Annotated in this window: 19 protein-coding genes; 18 read left to right on the forward strand and 1 reads right to left on the reverse strand. The window is 59.9% G+C overall.

The window, feature by feature from the left end; translation table 11 throughout:
* Positions 1 to 45: 45 nt before the first annotated feature.
* From cysD to BM346_RS09035, 10 genes are all read left to right on the forward strand, one after another.
* On the forward strand, positions 46 to 960 hold the full coding sequence (gene cysD / locus BM346_RS08985) for a sulfate adenylyltransferase subunit CysD (RefSeq protein ID WP_092011103.1): 915 nt from the start codon (positions 46 to 48) through the stop codon (positions 958 to 960).
* A gap of 110 nt (positions 961 to 1,070) precedes the next feature.
* Positions 1,071 to 1,853 carry a crotonase/enoyl-CoA hydratase family protein gene (locus tag BM346_RS08990; protein ID WP_092011106.1) on the forward strand — a complete coding sequence of 261 codons (783 nt, stop codon included), beginning with the start codon at positions 1,071 to 1,073 and terminating at the stop codon, positions 1,851 to 1,853.
* Positions 1,854 to 2,168: 315 nt separating this feature from the next.
* Positions 2,169 to 3,338: a Re/Si-specific NAD(P)(+) transhydrogenase subunit alpha gene (locus BM346_RS09000; RefSeq protein ID WP_092011112.1), complete on the forward strand. Its 1,170-nt coding sequence runs from the start codon at positions 2,169 to 2,171 to the stop codon at positions 3,336 to 3,338.
* Positions 3,338 to 3,625, forward strand: coding sequence for an NAD(P) transhydrogenase subunit alpha part 2 (locus BM346_RS09005; RefSeq protein WP_092011115.1), 288 nt, complete (start codon positions 3,338 to 3,340; stop codon positions 3,623 to 3,625). The genes BM346_RS09000 and BM346_RS09005 overlap by 1 nt, the downstream gene beginning before the upstream one ends.
* 2 nt (positions 3,626 to 3,627) lie before the next feature.
* The gene (locus BM346_RS09010) at positions 3,628 to 5,025 is read left to right on the forward strand and encodes an NAD(P)(+) transhydrogenase (Re/Si-specific) subunit beta (protein WP_092011118.1); all 1,398 of its coding nucleotides are present in this window, start codon (positions 3,628 to 3,630) and stop codon (positions 5,023 to 5,025) included.
* 249 nt (positions 5,026 to 5,274) lie between these two features.
* The gene (locus BM346_RS09015; RefSeq protein WP_092011121.1) at positions 5,275 to 5,433 is read left to right on the forward strand and encodes a DUF3309 family protein; all 159 of its coding nucleotides are present in this window, start codon (positions 5,275 to 5,277) and stop codon (positions 5,431 to 5,433) included.
* Positions 5,434 to 5,511: 78 nt separating this feature from the next.
* Positions 5,512 to 6,237 (forward strand): Crp/Fnr family transcriptional regulator, encoded by a 726-nt coding sequence (locus tag BM346_RS09020; protein WP_092011124.1) that lies wholly within the window; start codon positions 5,512 to 5,514, stop codon positions 6,235 to 6,237.
* Positions 6,238 to 6,683: 446 nt separating this feature from the next.
* Positions 6,684 to 7,430 (forward strand): Crp/Fnr family transcriptional regulator, encoded by a 747-nt coding sequence (locus tag BM346_RS09025; RefSeq protein WP_092011126.1) that lies wholly within the window; start codon positions 6,684 to 6,686, stop codon positions 7,428 to 7,430.
* 124 nt (positions 7,431 to 7,554) lie between these two features.
* Positions 7,555 to 8,652 carry a diguanylate cyclase domain-containing protein gene (locus BM346_RS09030; RefSeq protein ID WP_092011129.1) on the forward strand — a complete coding sequence of 366 codons (1,098 nt, stop codon included), beginning with the start codon at positions 7,555 to 7,557 and terminating at the stop codon, positions 8,650 to 8,652.
* 166 nt (positions 8,653 to 8,818) lie between these two features.
* On the forward strand, positions 8,819 to 9,712 hold the full coding sequence (locus tag BM346_RS09035; RefSeq protein ID WP_092013530.1) for a YihY/virulence factor BrkB family protein: 894 nt from the start codon (positions 8,819 to 8,821) through the stop codon (positions 9,710 to 9,712).
* A 27-nt stretch (positions 9,713 to 9,739) separates the two neighbouring features.
* Here the strand turns inward: BM346_RS09035 and BM346_RS09040 are convergent, their stop codons facing one another.
* Entirely contained in the window at positions 9,740 to 9,946 is a 207-nt protein-coding gene (locus tag BM346_RS09040) for a DUF2795 domain-containing protein (protein WP_092011132.1), read from the reverse strand.
* Positions 9,947 to 10,442: 496 nt separating this feature from the next.
* Between BM346_RS09040 and BM346_RS09045 the strand changes: the two genes are divergently transcribed.
* The 8 genes from BM346_RS09045 to nfsA all read left to right on the forward strand — a co-directional run bounded on the left by BM346_RS09045 (position 10,443) and on the right by nfsA (position 18,941).
* The gene (locus BM346_RS09045) at positions 10,443 to 11,723 is read left to right on the forward strand and encodes a UDP-N-acetylglucosamine 1-carboxyvinyltransferase (RefSeq protein WP_206675675.1); all 1,281 of its coding nucleotides are present in this window, start codon (positions 10,443 to 10,445) and stop codon (positions 11,721 to 11,723) included.
* A gap of 4 nt (positions 11,724 to 11,727) precedes the next feature.
* Entirely contained in the window at positions 11,728 to 12,798 is a 1,071-nt protein-coding gene (gene murB / locus BM346_RS09050; protein ID WP_092011135.1) for a UDP-N-acetylmuramate dehydrogenase, read from the forward strand.
* 47 nt (positions 12,799 to 12,845) lie between these two features.
* The gene (locus BM346_RS09055; protein WP_092011138.1) at positions 12,846 to 14,051 is read left to right on the forward strand and encodes a glycosyltransferase; all 1,206 of its coding nucleotides are present in this window, start codon (positions 12,846 to 12,848) and stop codon (positions 14,049 to 14,051) included.
* Positions 14,052 to 14,160: 109 nt separating this feature from the next.
* Positions 14,161 to 15,531, forward strand: coding sequence for a membrane-bound lytic murein transglycosylase MltF (mltF, locus tag BM346_RS09060; RefSeq protein WP_227662840.1), 1,371 nt, complete (start codon positions 14,161 to 14,163; stop codon positions 15,529 to 15,531).
* 165 nt (positions 15,532 to 15,696) lie between these two features.
* Positions 15,697 to 16,458, forward strand: coding sequence for an SDR family oxidoreductase (locus BM346_RS09065; RefSeq protein ID WP_092011144.1), 762 nt, complete (start codon positions 15,697 to 15,699; stop codon positions 16,456 to 16,458).
* Positions 16,459 to 16,631: 173 nt separating this feature from the next.
* Positions 16,632 to 17,330, forward strand: coding sequence for a dienelactone hydrolase family protein (locus BM346_RS09070; RefSeq protein ID WP_092011146.1), 699 nt, complete (start codon positions 16,632 to 16,634; stop codon positions 17,328 to 17,330).
* A 31-nt stretch (positions 17,331 to 17,361) separates the two neighbouring features.
* Positions 17,362 to 18,108 carry an SDR family oxidoreductase gene (locus BM346_RS09075; RefSeq protein WP_092011149.1) on the forward strand — a complete coding sequence of 249 codons (747 nt, stop codon included), beginning with the start codon at positions 17,362 to 17,364 and terminating at the stop codon, positions 18,106 to 18,108.
* A gap of 101 nt (positions 18,109 to 18,209) precedes the next feature.
* A complete protein-coding gene (gene nfsA, locus BM346_RS09080) occupies positions 18,210 to 18,941 on the forward strand; it encodes an oxygen-insensitive NADPH nitroreductase (protein ID WP_092011152.1) in 732 nt (243 codons plus the stop codon).
* Positions 18,942 to 18,987: the final 46 nt, after the last annotated feature.

An 18,987-nucleotide genomic window follows, 5' to 3' on the forward strand; every position in this document is an offset into this window, starting at 1 on the left:
GCTCTCTGGGGGAAAGCCGGCGATAACCACTGACCGGGAACGAGCGTGAATACGCATCTTGACCAGCTGGAGGCCGAAGCCATCCATATCATGCGGGAGGTTGTCGCCTGCTTCGACAACCCCTGCATGTTCTACTCCATCGGCAAGGACTCCACGGTGATGCTCCACCTGGCGCGCAAGGCCTTCTGGCCCGCGCCAGTTCCCTTTACCCTGCTGCATATCGACACCACCTGGGAATTCGCGGAAATGGGCCGCTTCCGGGACCGGCTCGCCCAGAAACACAACCTGAACCTGGAGGTGTGGGTCAACCGGGAGGCCCTTGCAAATGGCGTCCATCCCATCGAGTCAGGTTCCGTTATCTACAACGACCAGATGAAAACGGAGGCACTGAAGCAGGCCCTGGCTCACTTTGGTTTTGATGCCGCTCTCGGGGGTGCAAGGCGGGACGAAGAGCGCTCAAGGGCCAAAGAGCGGATTTTCTCCGTAAGAAACAGCCAGCAACAGTGGGACCCGAAAAACCAGCGCCCCGAGCCGTGGAACATCTATAACACGAGAATCAACAAGGGCGAGTCTGTAAGGGTGTTCCCGTTGTCCAACTGGACCGAGCTGGATATATGGATGTACATCCTCAGGGAGCGGATCGAAATCGTTCCTCTCTATTACTCCTCACCCAGGCTATGCTGGCAGGACGATCAATCGGGTACGATTCTGGCGCTGGATGACGAGCGAATGCTCCCCTACCTCTCAGAGTCAGAAAAAGCGTCACTTTCCGAGCGCCAAATCCGTTTTCGCACCCTCGGGTGTTATCCCCAGACAGGCGCGGTCGAGAGCACGGCAAAAACCGCCGCCGCCATCGTTATCGAAATGATGGCGGCCCGCACGAGCGAACGGGATGGTCGGCTCCTGGACAAAGACCAGGCCTCATCCATGGAGCGAAAGAAACGACAGGGTTACTTCTAGTCTTTTCTCCCCACGTGACCAGGCATGCATCCTTCGTCATCTTCGTTCATATTAGGCACACCGTTTCAAATCGCTCTCGCACCGTCCAAAACAAAAAAGGAGAGTCCGACGTGCATACCCCTGCTGTTCGCACCGAAGAGAAAGGCCATGTCTTTACCATCATCCTCGAGCGCCCCGACAGAAAAAATGCGGTAGACCGTAAGACCGCGGAGGAACTGCGGGCGGCTTTTGAACGTTTCGAGGCCGAGGACCGGTTCCGCGTCGCCGTGCTCTGGGGCGCAAACGGGATTTTCTGCTCCGGTGCGGACCTGACCGCCATGGGTGACCCGGAAAGACGTAACAGCCTTGACCCCGAAGGAGCGGGTCCGGGTCCCATGGGCCCTACCCGCATGAGCCTGAGCAAGCCCGTGATCGCCGCTGTCGCCGGTTATGCCGTGGCTGGGGGGCTGGAACTGTCTCTACTCTGCGACCTGCGGGTGGCGGAGGAATCCGCCGTCTTCGGTGTATTCTGCCGGCGCTGGGGCGTACCCCTGATCGATGGGGGCACGGTACGGCTGCCCCGGATCATCGGCCAGTCACGGGCCCTGGATATGATTCTGACCGGCCGACCGGTTGGTGCGGACGAGGCATTGCAGATTGGCCTGGCTAACCGTGTGGTTCCAGACGGCCAGAGCCGTGAAGCCGCCGAGGCATTGGCGGAGCAGATCGCGGATTTTCCCCAGCAATGCATGCTGACGGATCGTGCCTCTGCCTATCGCCAGTGGGAGTTGCCGCTTTCGGAAGCTCTCCGCAATGAGGGCCGGAACGGCTACCCCATTGTATTCAGGGAGGCCATTGCCGGAGCCGACCGCTTTGCCAGGGGCGCAGGGCGTCATGGCCAGTTCGAGCGTTGAAGCACCCGAGCCAGGCCAGAGCGGAGTTTTCCAGTGCTTTCTTCCGCATCCTGTACTACACAGCCAATTTTCTGACGCTGATGTTGCTGAGCCAGCTGAAACGCTTCCTGCGGCTGGAGCTCTCACTGTCCTGGTGGGCCTATTCCTTCCCCATGGCCGCCCCACCTCCTCGTTCACATCGAATTTTCCGATGCTTACTTCTTATTAAATCTGTTTTTGGCGACAGCTCTATTCGACTAAGGTATGACCCCTTTTATTCGGGCACTACCGAAAAGGTCACGATATGGCGAGTCACCCAGAACGGAGCATACCCGCATGATGATTGGCATCCCCCGGGAGAAAGCGGCCGGTGAAAACCGCGTCGCGATCATACCCCCAGGCGTAACGCAACTGCTTGAGTCTGGCTACGAGGTGATCGTGGAGAGCGGCGCCGGCCTGGGCGCCCATTTCACGGACGAGGAATATCGTCATTGCGGTGCGATCATCGCCGACGATGCCGAATCCCTCTACCGGCAATCGCAGGTTATCCTCAAGGTCCTGGCGCCGGAACCGGACGAAGCCGCGCTGATCCAGCCGGAATCAACACTGATATGCCTGCTCAACCCCTGGTTCAACCGGCCGCTTCTGGAGCAACTGGCTGACCGGTCGGTGCAGGCTTTTTCGCTGGATCTTGTGCCACGCACCACCCGCGCGCAATCCATGGATGTTCTCAGTGCCATGGCCGGAATCAGTGGTTACCGGGCGGTACTGAACGGCGCCATGGCCCTGCCACGGTATTTCCCCATGCTGATGACCGCCGCCGGCACCATTCATCCGGCCCGGGTTCTGGTCATCGGCGCCGGTGTGGCCGGCCTCATGGCCATTGCCACGGCCCGACGGCTGGGTGCCGTCGTGGAGGCCTACGACCTGCGCCCCGAGGTCAAGGAACAGGTAAACAGCCTGGGTGCGGACTTCATTGAGATCGAGGTTCCACCACCGACCGCCTCAGGCAGCGATGGTTATGCCAAAGCCCAGAATGCGGAGTTCTATGCCGCCCAGCGACAGCAGCTGGCTGAATGCGTGGCCCGTGCGGATCTTGTGGTTACCACCGCTGCCGTGCCGGGCAAACCGGCACCGAAACTCATTGACCGGGACATGATCCACCGCATGAAAAGCGGCTCGGTCATTGTCGATCTCGCCGCTGACCGGGGCGGAAATGTCGAGGGTACCGTCCTGAACAGGAAGGTGGATCTGGACGGCGTAACCGTGGTCGGCCACGCCAACCACCCATCCCGAGTGCCCGTGCATGCCTCTCAGCTGCTCACCCGGAACATTACCGCTTTCCTGCTGAACATGACCCGCGAAGGGGCCCTTGATCCCGACCCTGAGGATGACATTGTCGCCGCCACGCGGGTCATTCACGAGGGCCGGATCCTGCACGATCAGGAGCCTGCCGGGACCGTGAAAGCGGAAAAAACAGAAACGGATGTGGAGGTAAACGCCTGATGGAGATGTTCGTTCTCAGCTTCACTATTTTCATTCTCGCCCTGTTCGTCGGCGTTGAGCTGATCAACAAGGTGCCCCCCACCCTGCATACACCGCTTATGAGCGGCACCAATGCCATTTCCGGCATCGTCGTTGTGGGCGCGATCATCAGTGCCGGCAGCGCTGGTGTATCACCCACTGTGGCCGCGGTACTCGGATTTGTTGCCGTTACCCTGGCCAGTATCAACATCGTGGCCGGCTTCCTGGTGACAGACCGGATGCTGAACATGTTCAAGCGGAAGGTATAACCATGTTTGCACTCATCAACTTCTCCTACCTTGCCGCTGCGGTCTGTTTCATCCTTGGCATCAAGGGTATGACCAGGCCCAGCACCGCCGTGCGGGGTAACCAGATTGCCGCTGTCGGTATGCTCATCGCCGTGGTCGCGGCACTTCTGCATCAGCAAATCGTCAGTTACCCCACCATCATCGCCGGTATGCTGGTTGGTGGAACCATTGGCGTCTGGCTGGCAAAGCGCATTGCCATGACGCAGATGCCGGAGCTGGTGGCGAGCCTCAACGGCATTGGGGGCGCGGCTTCTGTCACCGTTGCCGCCAGCACCTGGCTGATCGCCCTGACCGCGGACAATCTGGGCACGACAGGGTGGGCGGTAGCCATTCTGGTGTCGATTGTCATCGGCTCGGTCACACTCGCAGGCTCACTGGTTGCGGTCCTCAAGCTCCATGGCAGCATTGGTGACTCCGCAAAGAACAGGACCTGGCAGCTGGTTGCGCTGACAACACTGGTTGCCGTGATCGTCGGCGGCGGTCTGTTCGTGAACGGCACCGGCGCACAACCCCTGGTGCTGGCGGCTCTGGTTGGCCTCTGTCTCCTGATGGGAGTGGCGCTGGTGCAGCCCATCGGCGGTGCGGACATGCCGGTGGTGGTCGCTCTTCTCAACGCATACTCCGGCCTGGCCGGAGCTGCAACGGGCTTTGTCCTGGACAACCAGGGGCTGATCATAACCGGCTCACTGGTGGGCGCGTCCGGCCTGATCCTGACGGCGGTCATGTGCAAGGCCATGAACCGCTCACTGCCAAACGTGCTGTTTGGCGGCGTATTCGGCCAGGCGGGCAGCGGGTCCCAGGCCCGGGACGAAGGAGACTTCTACGCGGGCAAGGTGAAATACGCCACTGCGGATGAGCTGGCCCTGCTCCTGGACAGCGCCAGGAAGGTTGTCATGGTTCCCGGCTACGGCCTCGCCGTTGCCCAGGCCCAGCACGCGGTCAAGGAGCTGGCCTCCCAGCTGGAAAGCCGTGGCGCCAGTGTCAGCTATGCCATCCATCCCGTTGCGGGCCGGATGCCAGGCCACATGAACGTATTGCTGGCGGAAGCCGAGATTCCCTATCACCAGCTCAAGGACATGGACGCCATCAACCCGGAACTGCCACAGGCCGACGTTGCCATCGTACTCGGGGCCAATGACGTGGTGAATCCGGCAGCCGCCGAAGAGCCCAGCTCGCCGATCTATGGCATGCCGATTCTCGACGTTCACAAGGCCAGGACCGTGGTTGTGGTCAAACGGAGCCTCTCTCCGGGCTTCGCCGGGATTCCCAACAGTCTGTTCATAAAGGACAACAGCCTGATGGTGAAAGGTGATGCCAAGGACGTGCTGCAAGCGACAACCCGTGCCATGAAGGACCTGTAGGCCCCGCCGGCGGGAAACAGTCAGCACCGCTGGCCCGACCCGCCTTTGATTAAACCTGAAACAGACAGCCCCCGATGCAGATCTCTGTGCCGGGCGCTTTTTTGTAACCCCACCAACCGGCGCCCTCAAGCCCCGCTTTACCATCCCGGTTGCACAGGTGCGGTCGAGTCGCCTATGTATGCCAGCGAACCGACCAAAAGATTCCTTTGAGTTAATCTTTTCTCTCAAACCGGCCAGGGAGGACACGATATGAGCGTGACATCGATTTTTGTGACCATCCTGGTACTGGCCCTGGCGGGCGTCGTTCCCGCATGGCCAAGCGGCAGGGCATGGGGATACGCGCCAAGCGGCGCCGTAGGTGTTACCATGCTGGTCCTGCTGATCTGGGTTATGACAAGGAGCATTTGAGCAGAGACTCACACACTGACGACGGCTTGTCCGGACATGGGTGTCATGCCTGCCTGATTCGAGTCAAAGGGATACCCTATGCCATCGAAAGAAGAAGCAGAGCCCGTGGAAACATCAAAGGACGGCAATCACCTGATCGACAGTCTGCCATCCAGGCAGCGCCAGGCCGTGCTGGCTCAGTGCGAGCGCGTTGAGCTGGCAGCCGGCGCGGTGATCTGCGAGGCAGGCAAGCCCTTCCAATACGCCTACTTTCCGATAGGCGGCACCATCTCACTGGTCAGCTCAATCACCGGCTACAAGCCGTTCGAGACCGAGAGCATCGGAAGCGAGGGGATGGTCGGGGCGACGCTGGTCCTCGATATCAACAGCTCACCCCAGGGGGGTATCGTCCAGACCCCGTGCCTGGCACTGCGGGTGAGCGCAGGGAGCCTGCAGGCAGCCATGCGGAAGGAACCCGCACTATCCCCTATTCTTCAACGATATCTGCACTTCGCTCTCACGGAAATCCTGCAGACAGCCGGCTGCGTCCGTTTTCATGATGTGAGGATGCGCCTGGCCCGTGCCCTGCTGCTTGCCCATGACCGCGCCCAGACCGACCAGCTACCCCTGACCCATCTTCTTCTCGCCGGCATGCTGGGCGTCCAGCGTGGCGCCGTTACCATCGCCGCCGCAAAATTGCAGCGGGCGGGGGTCATACGCTACACCCGAGGCAAAATCGCCATTCTCGATCGTCCTGCTCTTGAGGCGGCATCCTGTGGTTGCTATGAGGCAAGCCTTGAAAACCGCGCAAGCAACCTGTCCTGATACACCCCCCATAGAAAAACGTTACAGATTATCGCCAATGTTCGTTAGCGTACAGAGCCCCGGCCGGAGCCACGCTAAACTCTCCAATCACGGGTACGACAGAAAGCGATGGGCTAATCAGTTTCTCGGGCCGTCTGCACTCAGGATGAGGGAAGGCGAGCCTACACGGAGGACAGGGAGAACGGGAAGAACCAAGGGACGACAGGGATTGTATTCAGGTGTGTCCGGGAAACTGATAGCCCATTGCCCCGTATGTTGAACGACTTGACACGGGTTCCCTTCAGGCCAATTCCAGGCTGAAGGGTGTTCACCCCTCAAGAACCTTTCACTCCCTAGTTGCCGCCAGGAATAAGTGCTTGCCCTACAGGCCCTATGTATTGTGTCGTACATAACTCCGGCAGGTGAACTACACTACGCCCATCTCGGTTGGAAAGAAGACCTCAGTGATGCCCAACGCTCCACAGCCAACACAGAACCTGCTCCTCGACAAATTGCCACCGGAGGTCCAGGAACGGGTTTTTCCCTATCTTGAAGAAATTCCCCTGCCTCTGGGCAAGGTGCTCTACGAACCTGGCGACAAGATGCGCTACGTCTACTTTCCCACCGACTGCATTGTGTCATTGCTCTACGTCATGGAAAGTGGCGCATCGGCGGAGATTTCCGTGGTCGGCAAGGAGGGCCTCGTGGGCATTTCGTTGTTCATGGGCGGCGAAAGCACTTCCAGTCGCGCCCTTGTTCAGAGCGGTGGCTGGGGTTTCAGGCTGGCGGGCCACCGACTTGTCGATGAGTTCAACCGGCACGGCGAGCTGATGGCACTGGTATTGCGCTACACCCAGGCCCTCATGACCCAGATGTCCCAGACCGCCGTCTGTAACCGCCACCATTCCATTGATCAGCAATTGTGCCGCTGGCTGCTGCTCTCCCTCGACCGATTGCCCTCGAACCACCTGGTCATGACCCAGGAACTGATTGCCAACATGCTCGGCGTTCGTCGGGAAGGGGTGACGGAGGCGGCCGGAAAACTGCAGGATCTTGGCGTTATCGAATACCGGCGCGGCCGTATCGAAGTCATCGACCGCCCCAGGCTCGAGGAACTGAGCTGTGAGTGCTACGCCGTGGTCAAGAAGGAAACGGACCGTTTGCTCAACCCCGACTCAAGCGAAGACTGGTTCGCCAGTAAGAAGCCGGCCTAGCCCCGGCATTCTCCAAAGTAAAATCCCGATCCTGCCTTCCCGGCAGGAGGGTGCGCTCCCGTACAGACCCCTGGTGTCTCCTCCGGATAATCTGGTGATCAAGGTCGTTACCAAGGAGACATCGATGCCAATGACACTCGTGCCCGCAACTGGCGGTCTCTTCACTGACACCGGGCTCCCATGTCCTCACTGCGAGGCCAGGAAAACCTCAAGGGGATGGCCGGGCCTTAGTGGGAACTCTGCCGAAGGCTTCGATGACGTCTCGTTCGAGGACATGGCACAGATTACCCTGGATGCCATTGGTGATGGGGTACTGGTTGTCAATCCGGAAGGCAGGTTGATCTATCTCAACCGTGTGGCGGAAACGCTGACCGGCTGGACCCGTGAAGAGGCTCTGGGTCGCTCGGTGGAACAGGTATTTTTCATTTTCGACGGTATCACCCGGGAGCGGACTGTCAGCCCCGCCCAACGCGCCATCAACGAAGACCGCATCGTGGAGCTGGCCCTGGGCAGTGTGCTGATCCGCCGGGACGGTACCGATATCGCAATCGAGGATTCCGCGGCGCCCATCTACCATCGCTCAGGAGAGGTCGCTGGAGCTGTGATTGTGTTTCACGACGCCCGCCAGGCCGGATCCGTGGTGCAGAAGATGAGCCATCACGCCCAGCACGACTTCCTGACCGGCCTGCCCAATCGCATGTTGCTCATGGAGCGGCTCAACCAGGCTATCGGCATGGCCGACCGGCACCACAAGCAGATCGCACTGCTGTTTCTCGATCTGGATCATTTCAAGCAGATCAACGACACCTTCGGTCACGGCGTGGGCGATCATCTGCTTCAGGAAGTCGCGGGGGAAATCGGAACCTGTGTGCGGGCCACAGATACCATCAGTCGTCACGGCGGCGATGAGTTCATTATCCTGTTGACGGAAATCGAAGCAGCCCAGGACGCCGCCTGCATTGCCAGGAAGTTGCTGGACAGGTTTGCAACACCACGGGTTGTCGATGGCCACGAACTCAAGGTCGCCCTGAGTATAGGCATTGCGGTCTACCCGGAAAGCGGCCTTGACGCAGACACGCTGATGGCCAACGCGGACGCGGCCATGTACACCGCCAAGGAAAACGGTCGTAATCACTACCAGTTCTGCCACCGGGTACCCGTGAAACCGGGTGCATCGAGGGGGACCGGTTTGCGGCAGTCCACCAGCGACAGGTTCCAGTGATCGAAATTGGGGGCAAGCATCCCGGGTAAAGACCGGGGCCTGCAAAGGTTTCCCTTGGCCCGTTACTGACGCCGGGCCAGGACGGCGCTGATTTGTCAGCTCCGGCGTGATTGAGTATGGTCAAAAGGCAGATCTGCTGATTCCTATTGTCACTCTGGGCCACGCCATGTTGGACGCCAGCTCTCCGCGCCAAAGAACAGTCCTGCTGATCCGCCGCTCGTTCCGGTTCGGACATCGCGTGCTGGGCCGTTTCCTCCGTAACCATGGCATTCTTCTCGCCGGTGGTGTGGGTTACAACGTGCTGCTGTCGGCGATTCCCTTGCTCGCCGTGCTGGGGGTCCTGCTGACCCATATTGTTCCGGAGGCGCAACTGGTGGAGGTCATGCGCATCCAGGCGCGGCATTTCGCGTCGGGCCATGCCGACCTGCTGCTGGAAATCGTGCAGACATTTCTGGATTCCCGGGACGTTATCGGTCTCATTGGAATCCCCGTGCTGCTGTTCTTCAGCTCCTTCGCTTTCCGGATGCTGGAGGATTCCATCGCCATCATCTTCCACCAGCCCGACACGCCGACCCGCAGTTTCTGGGTATCCGCCGCCCTGCCCTATGCTTTCATCCTGGTACTGGGCATTGGCCTGTTGACCCTGACACTGATTTTTGTGCTGGCGGATCTCTTTTACGAACGCCCGGGCATTATTCTCTACCCCCTGAGCTTTGTCAGTGTGTTCGTTCTGTTCAGCGCCATTTACAAAGTGCTTCCCATCGTCCGCATAGCGCCACGGCGGGCCGTTATAGGGGGATTTATTGCGGCCGTTCTCTGGGAGGGTACGCGGCTGATTCTGATGTACTACCTGCAGAACGTGTCCTTCGTGAATGTCATCTACGGTTCCCTGGCCACCATTATCGTCCTGCTGATCAGCCTGGAAGTGGGTGCCATCATCCTGTTGCTGGGCGCTCAGGTGATCGCGGAACTGGAACACAGCGCCGTGGCGGGACGGCCCTGGTACCAGGGCGCTGGTGATGAGGGCCGGAAGGTTCCGGCCCCGGGCGGCAAGCAGTAGGTCAGCGGACTAACCAGACGGGGGGCACTAACCCTCGCCAAGATCTTTCAGCACATCCTCGCTGCTGAAGTAGGTTCCTTCCGGTATGTGCTCCAGGGTATCGATGATTCGCGGATCGGCACCGTGTGCCCGTGCCTGCTCCACCAGCTCGTCGCGACTGGCGGGAAACTCCAGCCCCGCGATGGCGTCATGGGCCTGGGTATCAACACGCTTTTCAGGATCGCTCGTTGCCATGATGTCCTCCTCTATCGGGTGACCGTTCAGCGTACCTCGCCTTCAGCCTAGCTTCCGGACGGGAGAATACCAAACGGTGGTGGCTCTCCGGGGCTTACCTCAAGGCCCGGCTCCGGCATTTCAGTGGAGAGGACAATTCCCTTTAAGTATATGCATATTAAATAAACAGGACTCGTTTATTTACACAATAATGCACGACATATAAGTTTTCCCACATTACGTTTAAAATCAATTTACGAACACCTTAATAACAACATAACCATATGTAAAATATAGATATTTATTGTATATTTTCCAATCAAAACCGGTGAATTCAAAGATTAATTTTTCATCAGACAGAAGAAAACCACATAAGAAAGCGCCAAACTGTGGGCCACGAACAAAAGAGCACACCAGAACCAGAGGAGCCTTTCCGAGGCCTCCACCAAACAGCGAGTGCCCCCATAAGCTGAGCGCTGCCATTACAAGGGAATATAAACCAGGGAGAAGGAGCTTCATGAAATACGATATGTTGGTGGAAGGTGGCCAGATTCCCTCGGGCAAGGTCAAGGTCAGTGGAGCGAAAAACTCCGCCACCCGTCTGTTGGCGGCTTCACTGCTGACCGACGAGCCTGTGCGTATCCGTAACTTCCCCACCCAGCTGGTGGATGTGGTGGAGAAGATCGGCTTTATCCGGAAGCTGGGTGCGCGGGTGGAGGTGGATGACGAACGGGAGTTCCTGGAGATCCTCACCCCCGGCCTGTCCTGCAAGACCATTGATGACTGGGAACTGCCGATACGGACCACCTACCTGCTCACGGCCGGTCAGATCGTTCGCAACGGCATCGCGCGGATTCCCTACCCCGGCGGCTGCAAGATCGGCGCGCGAGGCTACGATCTTCACATGATGGTCTGGAAGGCACTTGGCTGTGAGGTCAGGGAGGAGGAGAGCTACATCCAGGTGAACGGCTCCTTTCGCGGCGGCTCCGTCGACTTCCCGATTTCGACCGTGGGCGGCACCGAAAACGCGCTGATGTGTGCATCGGTGGCAACCGGCACCACGGAAATCCGCAATGCCTATATCACCCCGGAAGTGGAAGACCTGATCGACATGCTTCAGCAGATGGGCGCGGGCATCGAGAATTTCGGTAACAGCCTGATTCGGGTCCGTGGCATGGGGGGGCTCATGCGCGGGGCGTCGTTCGAGGTCATGCCGGACCGTATCGAAGCCCTCACATGGATCGTTTTCGCGGCCATGACCGGCGGCGACGTTTACATCAAGGGTGTGCCGTTCAGGCATATGAAGGTCCCTCTCCTCCACCTTGAGGAAGCGGGGCTTGATCTCTATCGCAACTCCCACTCGGTGTTTGTCTCGGGGGAGAGCATTCAGGGCCAGGGTATCCAGCCATTCGAACTGGCCTGCGGCACCCATCCGGGCGTCATCTCCGACATGCAGTCTTTCTATGTTCTGCTTGGCATGAAGGCGAACGGCATTTCCCGTACCTTTGACTATCGTTACCCTGAACGAATCGCCTATGCCCGGGAACTCAGCCGTTTCAATGCCGATGCCATTGCCTGCGAGCCAGGCAAGATCACCACGTTCGGCATCGCCAGCCTCAAAGGCGCCGATGTGACCTCCACCGACCTTCGTGGCAGCATGGCCCTGGTAATGGCCGCCTTCTGCGCCGACGGCCAGAGCCGCATCAAGGATGTGCACATGGCCATGCGTGGCTACAACGGCCTGCTGGACAAGCTCAAGACCCTGGGCGTTCATGCCTCTCTCATTGAAACCGGGTAAGGCCATGGACCAACAGCGGAAACCGGAAATCTTCGACTATCGCTCGGTACTCGGTGATCTCCGTGCACTGTCACCCAACGGGGTGTTCACGAATATCGACCTCGCCGGTCTGAGCCGCTGGCGGGTGGGCGGCCGGGCCGACTGCGTGGTTGCACCCAGGAGCCTGACGGAAATCCGGGAACTTATGGGCTACATCCACCGTCACGGGATTCCCTACGTTGTGCTGGGCTCGAGCTCCAACCTGATGTTTGCCGACCAGGGACTGCGCGCCCTCGGTGTGCATTTTGGCGCCGGCTTTGCGGACATGCGTATTTCCGGCAGCTCGGTCTGGAGCCAGAGCGGCGTATGGGTTCCGGAGTTCGCCCGAAGGCTCGCCCGGTCGGGGCTCGAGGGCGGCGAACACATCTGCGGGATTCCCGGCACTCTGGGCGGCCTGATCTACATGAATGGCGGCAGTCAACGCAAGGGTATCGGCGACAATATTGTGGAAGTCACAACCGTCACGCCAACCGGGAGCCTGAGGCGCTACGACCGGAAAGCCTGTGACTTCCGTTACCGTCGCTCGTGTTTCCAGTCCTCCCCGGAAATCATTGTGGAGGCTCGCTTCGAGTTCACCTACACCGGCCAGGTGGGGGCCATCCGTCGCAGCATGCTCGAGATTCTCGGCCAGCGAAGGCGCAAGTTTCCGAGAAAACTCCCCAACTGCGGCTCTGTCTTCGTCAGTAATCCGGCCATGTATGAGGATTACGGCCCCCCCGGGGCGGTGATTGAACAATGCGGCCTGAAGGGCCTTCGCCGTGGCGGCGCCCAGGTCTCCAGCCTTCACGCCAACTTTATTGTGAACACAGGGAATGCGACCGCCAGTGATCTGCTCTACCTGATTGAAAAGATCAGGACAACGGTCCGACACCGCACAGGTTACGATATGCCATCCGAAGTTTTGTACGTTACCCCTGAAGGCCGAATCGTTCAGGCCCACGAGCAGGCCCGCCAAATGTTCGGGGGATCACCGCCAGGGGATGAGGCGCAACCGCACCCGGACCCTGTTGGCACCGGGATGCCCAGACTGGTTTGAGACTTCGATCTCGCCGGCAGGAAACCGTCCTTGAAAGAGCCGTTGCCATGAAAACCATCGTTTTCTTTCTTTCGTCCTACTCCACGATCAATACCGGTGTCGGCGGGCACTACCGCTCCCTGAAGGAAATCGCATCGATCCTTCAATCGGATTTCGATGTACGCATTTTCACTTTCGGAAACGTGCCGTCCCCTATCCTGCAGCAGCTCGACTGCTACCGGCATGTTGAGACAGGACCACTGGTTTCCCCGGGCACATGGCGCACCCTTCGCAACCTCAGAAAGGAGCTGTCATTCGAGCCGGACAGGGAGGTGCTTTATGTCACGGTGGGTGACCTTATCTGTTACGTGCCCATCCTGTTATGCCTGGGGCTAGGCTCCGGGCCTGTCGCCCACCTGAAGCCCGGCGGACCGGTATTCCCCAGGAGTTATATGTTCAACGGTTTGCCGCTGATGGTCTTCCACCGGCAGGACTACCGGCTATTCGAGGCCCATGACAGCAAGCGGCCCCTGGCGCTGGCGCCAGGCCGGGTCTCGCCGCCCCCCTATGACCGCGAGTACCTCAACCACGCCGTGCCGCGACTTATCGGGGCTCAGGAAGGTCAACTTCGACTGCTGACAATTTGCCGGATCGCGGAAGAGAAGGCGACCTCACTGTCGGTCATGTACGGGGCTCTGGAAAACCTGGAGGGCAGTCCTGTTTCCACTCACATCGGTGTGCTTCAGAGCAGGAGCGTGCTGCACCGGCTGGAGCAGCACCGGCTTGCGTTCAGTCACGAGATTCTGGTGGACGATGACGTGGTGGACACAGCGGCCAGGGCGATCCACGCCTGCGATCTGTTTATCGGCCTGGGCCGGTCCGCAATGGAAGCCATGGCCCTGGGGAAAATCGCTTTCGTGCCGGTCAGGGACAGGGAAGGGGCTCCCCGCCTGGTAGCGGTAACCCGCCAGAACTGGCGCATCTTCCAGCATCACAATTTTACCGACCGAACCCCGATGGACGAACTGGAAGCGACCGGAGAGCCCCTGTTCATCGAGGACGTGGTCGGTGACTTCGATCACCACCAGCATCTGGGGCAGGAAGGCCAGGACATCTTCCGGGAGCACCTGTCCATCGAAACATCGGCGTCCGCCTGGCGCCAGTTCTACGACGATGCCACGGGTTTCAGGGTCTCACGGCTAAGGGATCTTTTTCGGGTGTGCTACTTCGTGGCAATGGCCCTCAAACGCCAGCTGAAACCGATCAAGCGCTGAACCGGTCCAGGGCCAGTGTTATTCAGCCTACCTTCGAATGATCCGCATACAATTTTGTGCAGTACCTACTACTATAATAGACATGTCCCACTACAAATCAGGAGATGGCTTGGCTTACCCGACAGTCCTCAAACGACTCCTGGTCGCCGGGATCACGGCAACCCTGGCCGGCTGTGGAGACGCCAAAGAGCCCGAGTTGGTGGTGATGGAGTCGCCGTTCGAAACCGGCGTGCTGAAAGTCGCCACCCGCAACGGCTCGACCACCTACTACCTCGACCGCCATGAAAATTCGGCCGGACCCGAGTACTCCCTGGTGTCGGACTACGCCGAAGCCCGGGGGTGGGAGGTGGAGTGGACCATGCTGGAGTCCACAGCCGATGTGCTGAAGGCGCTCAAGTCCGGCACCACACACCTGGCAGCAGCGGGACTGACCCACCTGGACTCCCGGGATGAACAGTTTGTCCGGGGCCCGGCCCATACCGAGATCGTCGAGCAACTGGTGTGCCACCGGGATCACCGACCCCTGCCCCGCACCGCGGAGGAGCTCCCCGGCACGGAAATCGTTGTCACCGCCGGCGCCAGCTACGTGGAAACCCTGGACGGCCTCGCGCAGGTCCATCCCGGCGTTGAGTTCACTGAAGACAGCGAGCGGACCACCGAAGTGCTGCTCTCGGAAGTTGCGGAGCAGGCCATTGGCTGCACGGTAGCCGATTCCAATATTGTCCAGGTGATGCGCCGCCACTTCCCACACCTTGAAATCGCGATGAACCTGACCGGGGGTAACAACCTGGGCTGGTACCTACCCGCCGGGTCGGAAGACCTGGCTGGCGATGCGAGGAGGTGGATGAGCAGCATTGAGGGTGACGAAGCCATTGGCCTCATGGAAAATCGCTATTATGCGTACATTGGCGACTTCGACTTTGTTGACCTGCGGGCACTGAACCGTCGGATCGAGGACCGGCTCCCCCGGTTCATCGCCGAGTTCGAGAAAGCCGAAGCGGAAACCGGCGTACCGGCGGACCTGCTGGCCGCCCTTGCCTATCAGGAATCCCACTGGGACCCGAACGCTGTCTCGCCTACGGGCGTTCGCGGCATCATGATGCTCACCCTGCCCACAGCCAAGTCACTGGACGTGACCAACCGGCTGGACCCCCGCCAGGCCATCGATGGAGGCGCCCGGTATCTTGCGGACCGGCACCGCAGGCTTCCGGACACCATCCCGGAACCAGACAGGACCTTCCTGGCCCTGGCCAGCTACAATATCGGCCGTGGCCACCTGCTGGATGCGCGAAGCCTCGCCCGCAAACTCGGCAAAAATCCGGACTCCTGGGCAGAGATGAGAACCGTGCTTCCCCTCAAGGCCGACAAACGCTACTACCCCAACACACGCTACGGCTACGCCCGAGGCTACGAGCCGGTGCATTATGTGCAGCGCATCCGCAACTATCGCGATGTGATCCGGCCGGCATTCAGTCAGTGAAAGCAGGACCACAACAGCAATTCGCTGACTGCGGCTGAACATGGGGCAAGACTCATTCCGACGTTATCTTGGCATTGCCCGCCAAACCTTCTATTGTGCTCTGGTTTCTGTATTTCCCTCACTTTTCGGCCGGGCGCCGAAACGACAATAAAAAAAGGAGAGATCATGGACGTAGCAAATCGCATCGTAGTGGTGACCGGCGCGGCCGGTGGAATCGGCAGGGCCCTGGCAATCCGCTTCGCCCAGGCCGGCGCGAAAAAGGTCATCTGTGCCGACCTGGATGGCGAAGGGGCCGAAGCAACGGCAGCTGAAATCAATGGCATCGGCCGCAAGGTCAATGTCGCCAATGAAGATGAGATCAGGAGCCTGATCGACGATATCGAAGCCAGCGAAGGCCCCATCGACCTGTTCTGTTCCAACGCCGGCATCATGGAGCCGGGCGGCCCCGAGGCCTCCAACGAGGCATGGCAGCGTATCTGGGACATCAACGTCATGGCCCACGTTTACGCCGCACGGCACCTGGCACCGGTCATGATCCAGCGCGGCGGTGGCTACTTCCTCAACACCGCTTCCGCCGCAGGCCTGCTTTCCCAGGTGGGCTCCGCGCCCTATTCCGTCACCAAGCATGCTGCCGTCGCCCTCGCGGAGTGGCTGGCGTTCACCTATGCGGACGATGGCATCAAGGTGTCGGTGCTATGCCCCCAGGCGGTCCGTTCCGCCATGACCCGGGGCCATGAGGACGGTGTGGCGAGTGTCGACGGCATGCTGGAGCCGGAACCCGTGGCCGATGCCTGCCTCAAGGCTATCGAAGAGGAAACCTTCCTGGTACTGCCTCACCCCAATGTCCTCCAGTACTTCCGCAACAAGGCGGAAAACTATGATCGCTGGATCGGCGGCATGAAGAAACTGAACCGCATCTATAAGTGAGCCGCAGTGGAGCCCGGAATCGATCCCGGGCTCCGGCCACCCCACGCCCGTTCTTCGCGACTTCTCCCGGCAAAGGCCACCCTGGGCCCGATACTGCCCTGTCAGTACTGGCGTAAGACGCATCATCCCGCTAGCCTTGTGAATCATTTCCCGTGTTTATTCAGGAGTGGCTCATGGCTTCGCAGTGGATCGACATTCCCAGTAACGACGGCAAAAGTTTCAATGGTTACCTTGCGCTGCCACCCGCTGGCAAAGGGCCCGGGCTGGTGCTTGTCCAGGAAATCTGGGGGGTCAACCGCCACATCCGTGCCGTGGCCGAGCAGTACGCCCTGGATGGTTATGTGGTGCTGGCGCCGGATGTGTTCTGGCGACAGGAGAAGCGGATTGATCTGGACTATAACGAGGCAGACTCGGCCAAGGCCTTCGCTCTTGTGAAGGCGGCGGACGCCGCGCAATGCGGCGACGACGTTGCCGCTGCGGTGGATCACCTCAGGGGCCTGTCCGAATCCAATGGCAGGGTCGCCGTCATGGGTTTCTGCTTCGGCGGCCAGCTGGCCTATCGCGCCGCCGCCACCGGCAAGCCTGACACCGCTGTCAGTTATTACGGCGGTGGCATCCACAACCACCTGGACCTCGCCAAAGAGATCCATCAGCCCATCCTGTTTCACTTCGCGGGGGAGGACGGCATGATCCCACCGGAAGCGGTGAACCGGATACGCGACACCTTCGCCGATCACAGTCGCGCACTGGTGTTCGAGTACCCCGGTGTGGACCACGGCTTCAACTGCTGGGGGCGGTCGGCGTACAATCAACACGCCGCCGCGCTGGCCCATGGCCGCACCCTCCAGTTCCTGGCGGAAAACCTCAACTAGGACCGGCTATTACAAGCTCCCGGGAGGAGTCATGCGGAAGAACATCCTGATCACCGGAGCCAGCTCCGGCCTCGGCGAGGGTATGGCACGGGCCTTCGCCGCGAAAGGCTGCAGTCTCGCCCTCTGTGCCCGCAGCACGGAAAAGCTCGCCCGGCTGCAAAGCGAGTTGCTGGCCAACTATCCCAACATCCGGGTGTTCGTCCGGTCGCTGGACGTGTGCGAGTACGATGACGTATTCGAGGTTTTTCGCGGTTTCCGGGATGACCTCGGCTCGCTGGACAGGGTGATCGTCAACGCGGGCATGGGCAGCAGGTCCGCCATCGGCAGCGGTGACTTCCCCTCCAACCGGAAAACGGTCGAAACCAACTTCGTGGCGGCCCTGGCCCAGTGCGAGGCGGCAATGGAGATACTGAAGGACCAGAACGAAGGCCACCTGGTGCTGATGTCATCCGTCAGCGCGGTGCGGGGATTCAGGGGATCCATCAATGTCTATGCCGCCACCAAGGCAGCGGTTGCCTCCCTGGCGGAGGGGCTGCAGCTGGACACACTGGGATCGCCGATACGGGTGAGCTGCATTCTGCCCGGGTACATTCTTACGGACATCAACCGCGACGTGGAGAACGCTCCCTTCCGGGTTGACCTGGAAACCGGCGTACAGGCGCTGGTGAAGGCCATCGAGAAAGAGAAGAGGCGCGCCTACGTGCCATCCTGGCCCTGGACACCCCTCAGTCATGTGCTCAGGGCCCTTCCCTTTCGCCTTTACGCGCGGGCCATGTGAACAGGGACTGGCGCCGCTCGGGGGTAAAAAAGGTAGAATGCTCTCTTTCAGGAGATCCGACGTACATTTCCGGATCTGGTCACCAACGTGAGAGAGGCACCATGAACGAGGTTATCGAGTTACTCCAGTCCCATCGCTCAATCCGCAAGTTCACCGACCAGAAGATCCCCCGGGACCTCTTCCTGGAGCTGATCCGTGCCGGCCAGAGCGCGGCCACCTCCAACCATGTACAGGCCTACTCCATCATCCACGTCAGGAACCAGGCCAACCGGGAGAAGATCGCCGAGCTGGCTGGTGGCCAGAAGTACATCGCCGACTGCTCCGACTTCCTGGTGTTCTGCGGCGATATGAAACGTCCCACGGATTCCGCTGAACGGGCCGGGGCCGATGTGATCCGGGGCATGACCGAGCAGTTCCTGGTGGCCAGCGTGGATACCGCCCTGATGGCCCAGAACGTGGTGATTGCGGCGGAGTCCGCAGGCCTGGGCATATGCTACATCGGTGGTATCCGCAACAATCCGGCCGAGATCAGCGAGTTGCTGAAACTGCCGGAGCACGTGTTCCCGGTATTCGGCCTGTGCCTCGGTTATCCGGATCAGGACCCGAACGTGAAACCCCGCCTGCCGGTGGAGAGCATTCTCAAGGAGGATTACTACCGCGAGGACGAGGCCATGGTGGACGGCTTCGACGAAACCATGCGCGACTACTACGGTCAGCGTACCGGCGGCACCAAGGACACCAACTGGTCGAAACAGCTGAGCCCGCTGTTCAACGCCAAACTGCGGCCCCATATGCGGGAATTCCTGGTCAAGCGTGGCTTTGAGCTGAAATAGAACGAAAAAAGCCGTCAGTACAGTACTGACGGCTCTTGATATAACT

Origin of the sequence: Marinobacter daqiaonensis (assembly GCF_900115285.1) — a bacterium.
GTDB lineage: Bacteria > Pseudomonadota > Gammaproteobacteria > Pseudomonadales > Oleiphilaceae > Marinobacter > Marinobacter daqiaonensis.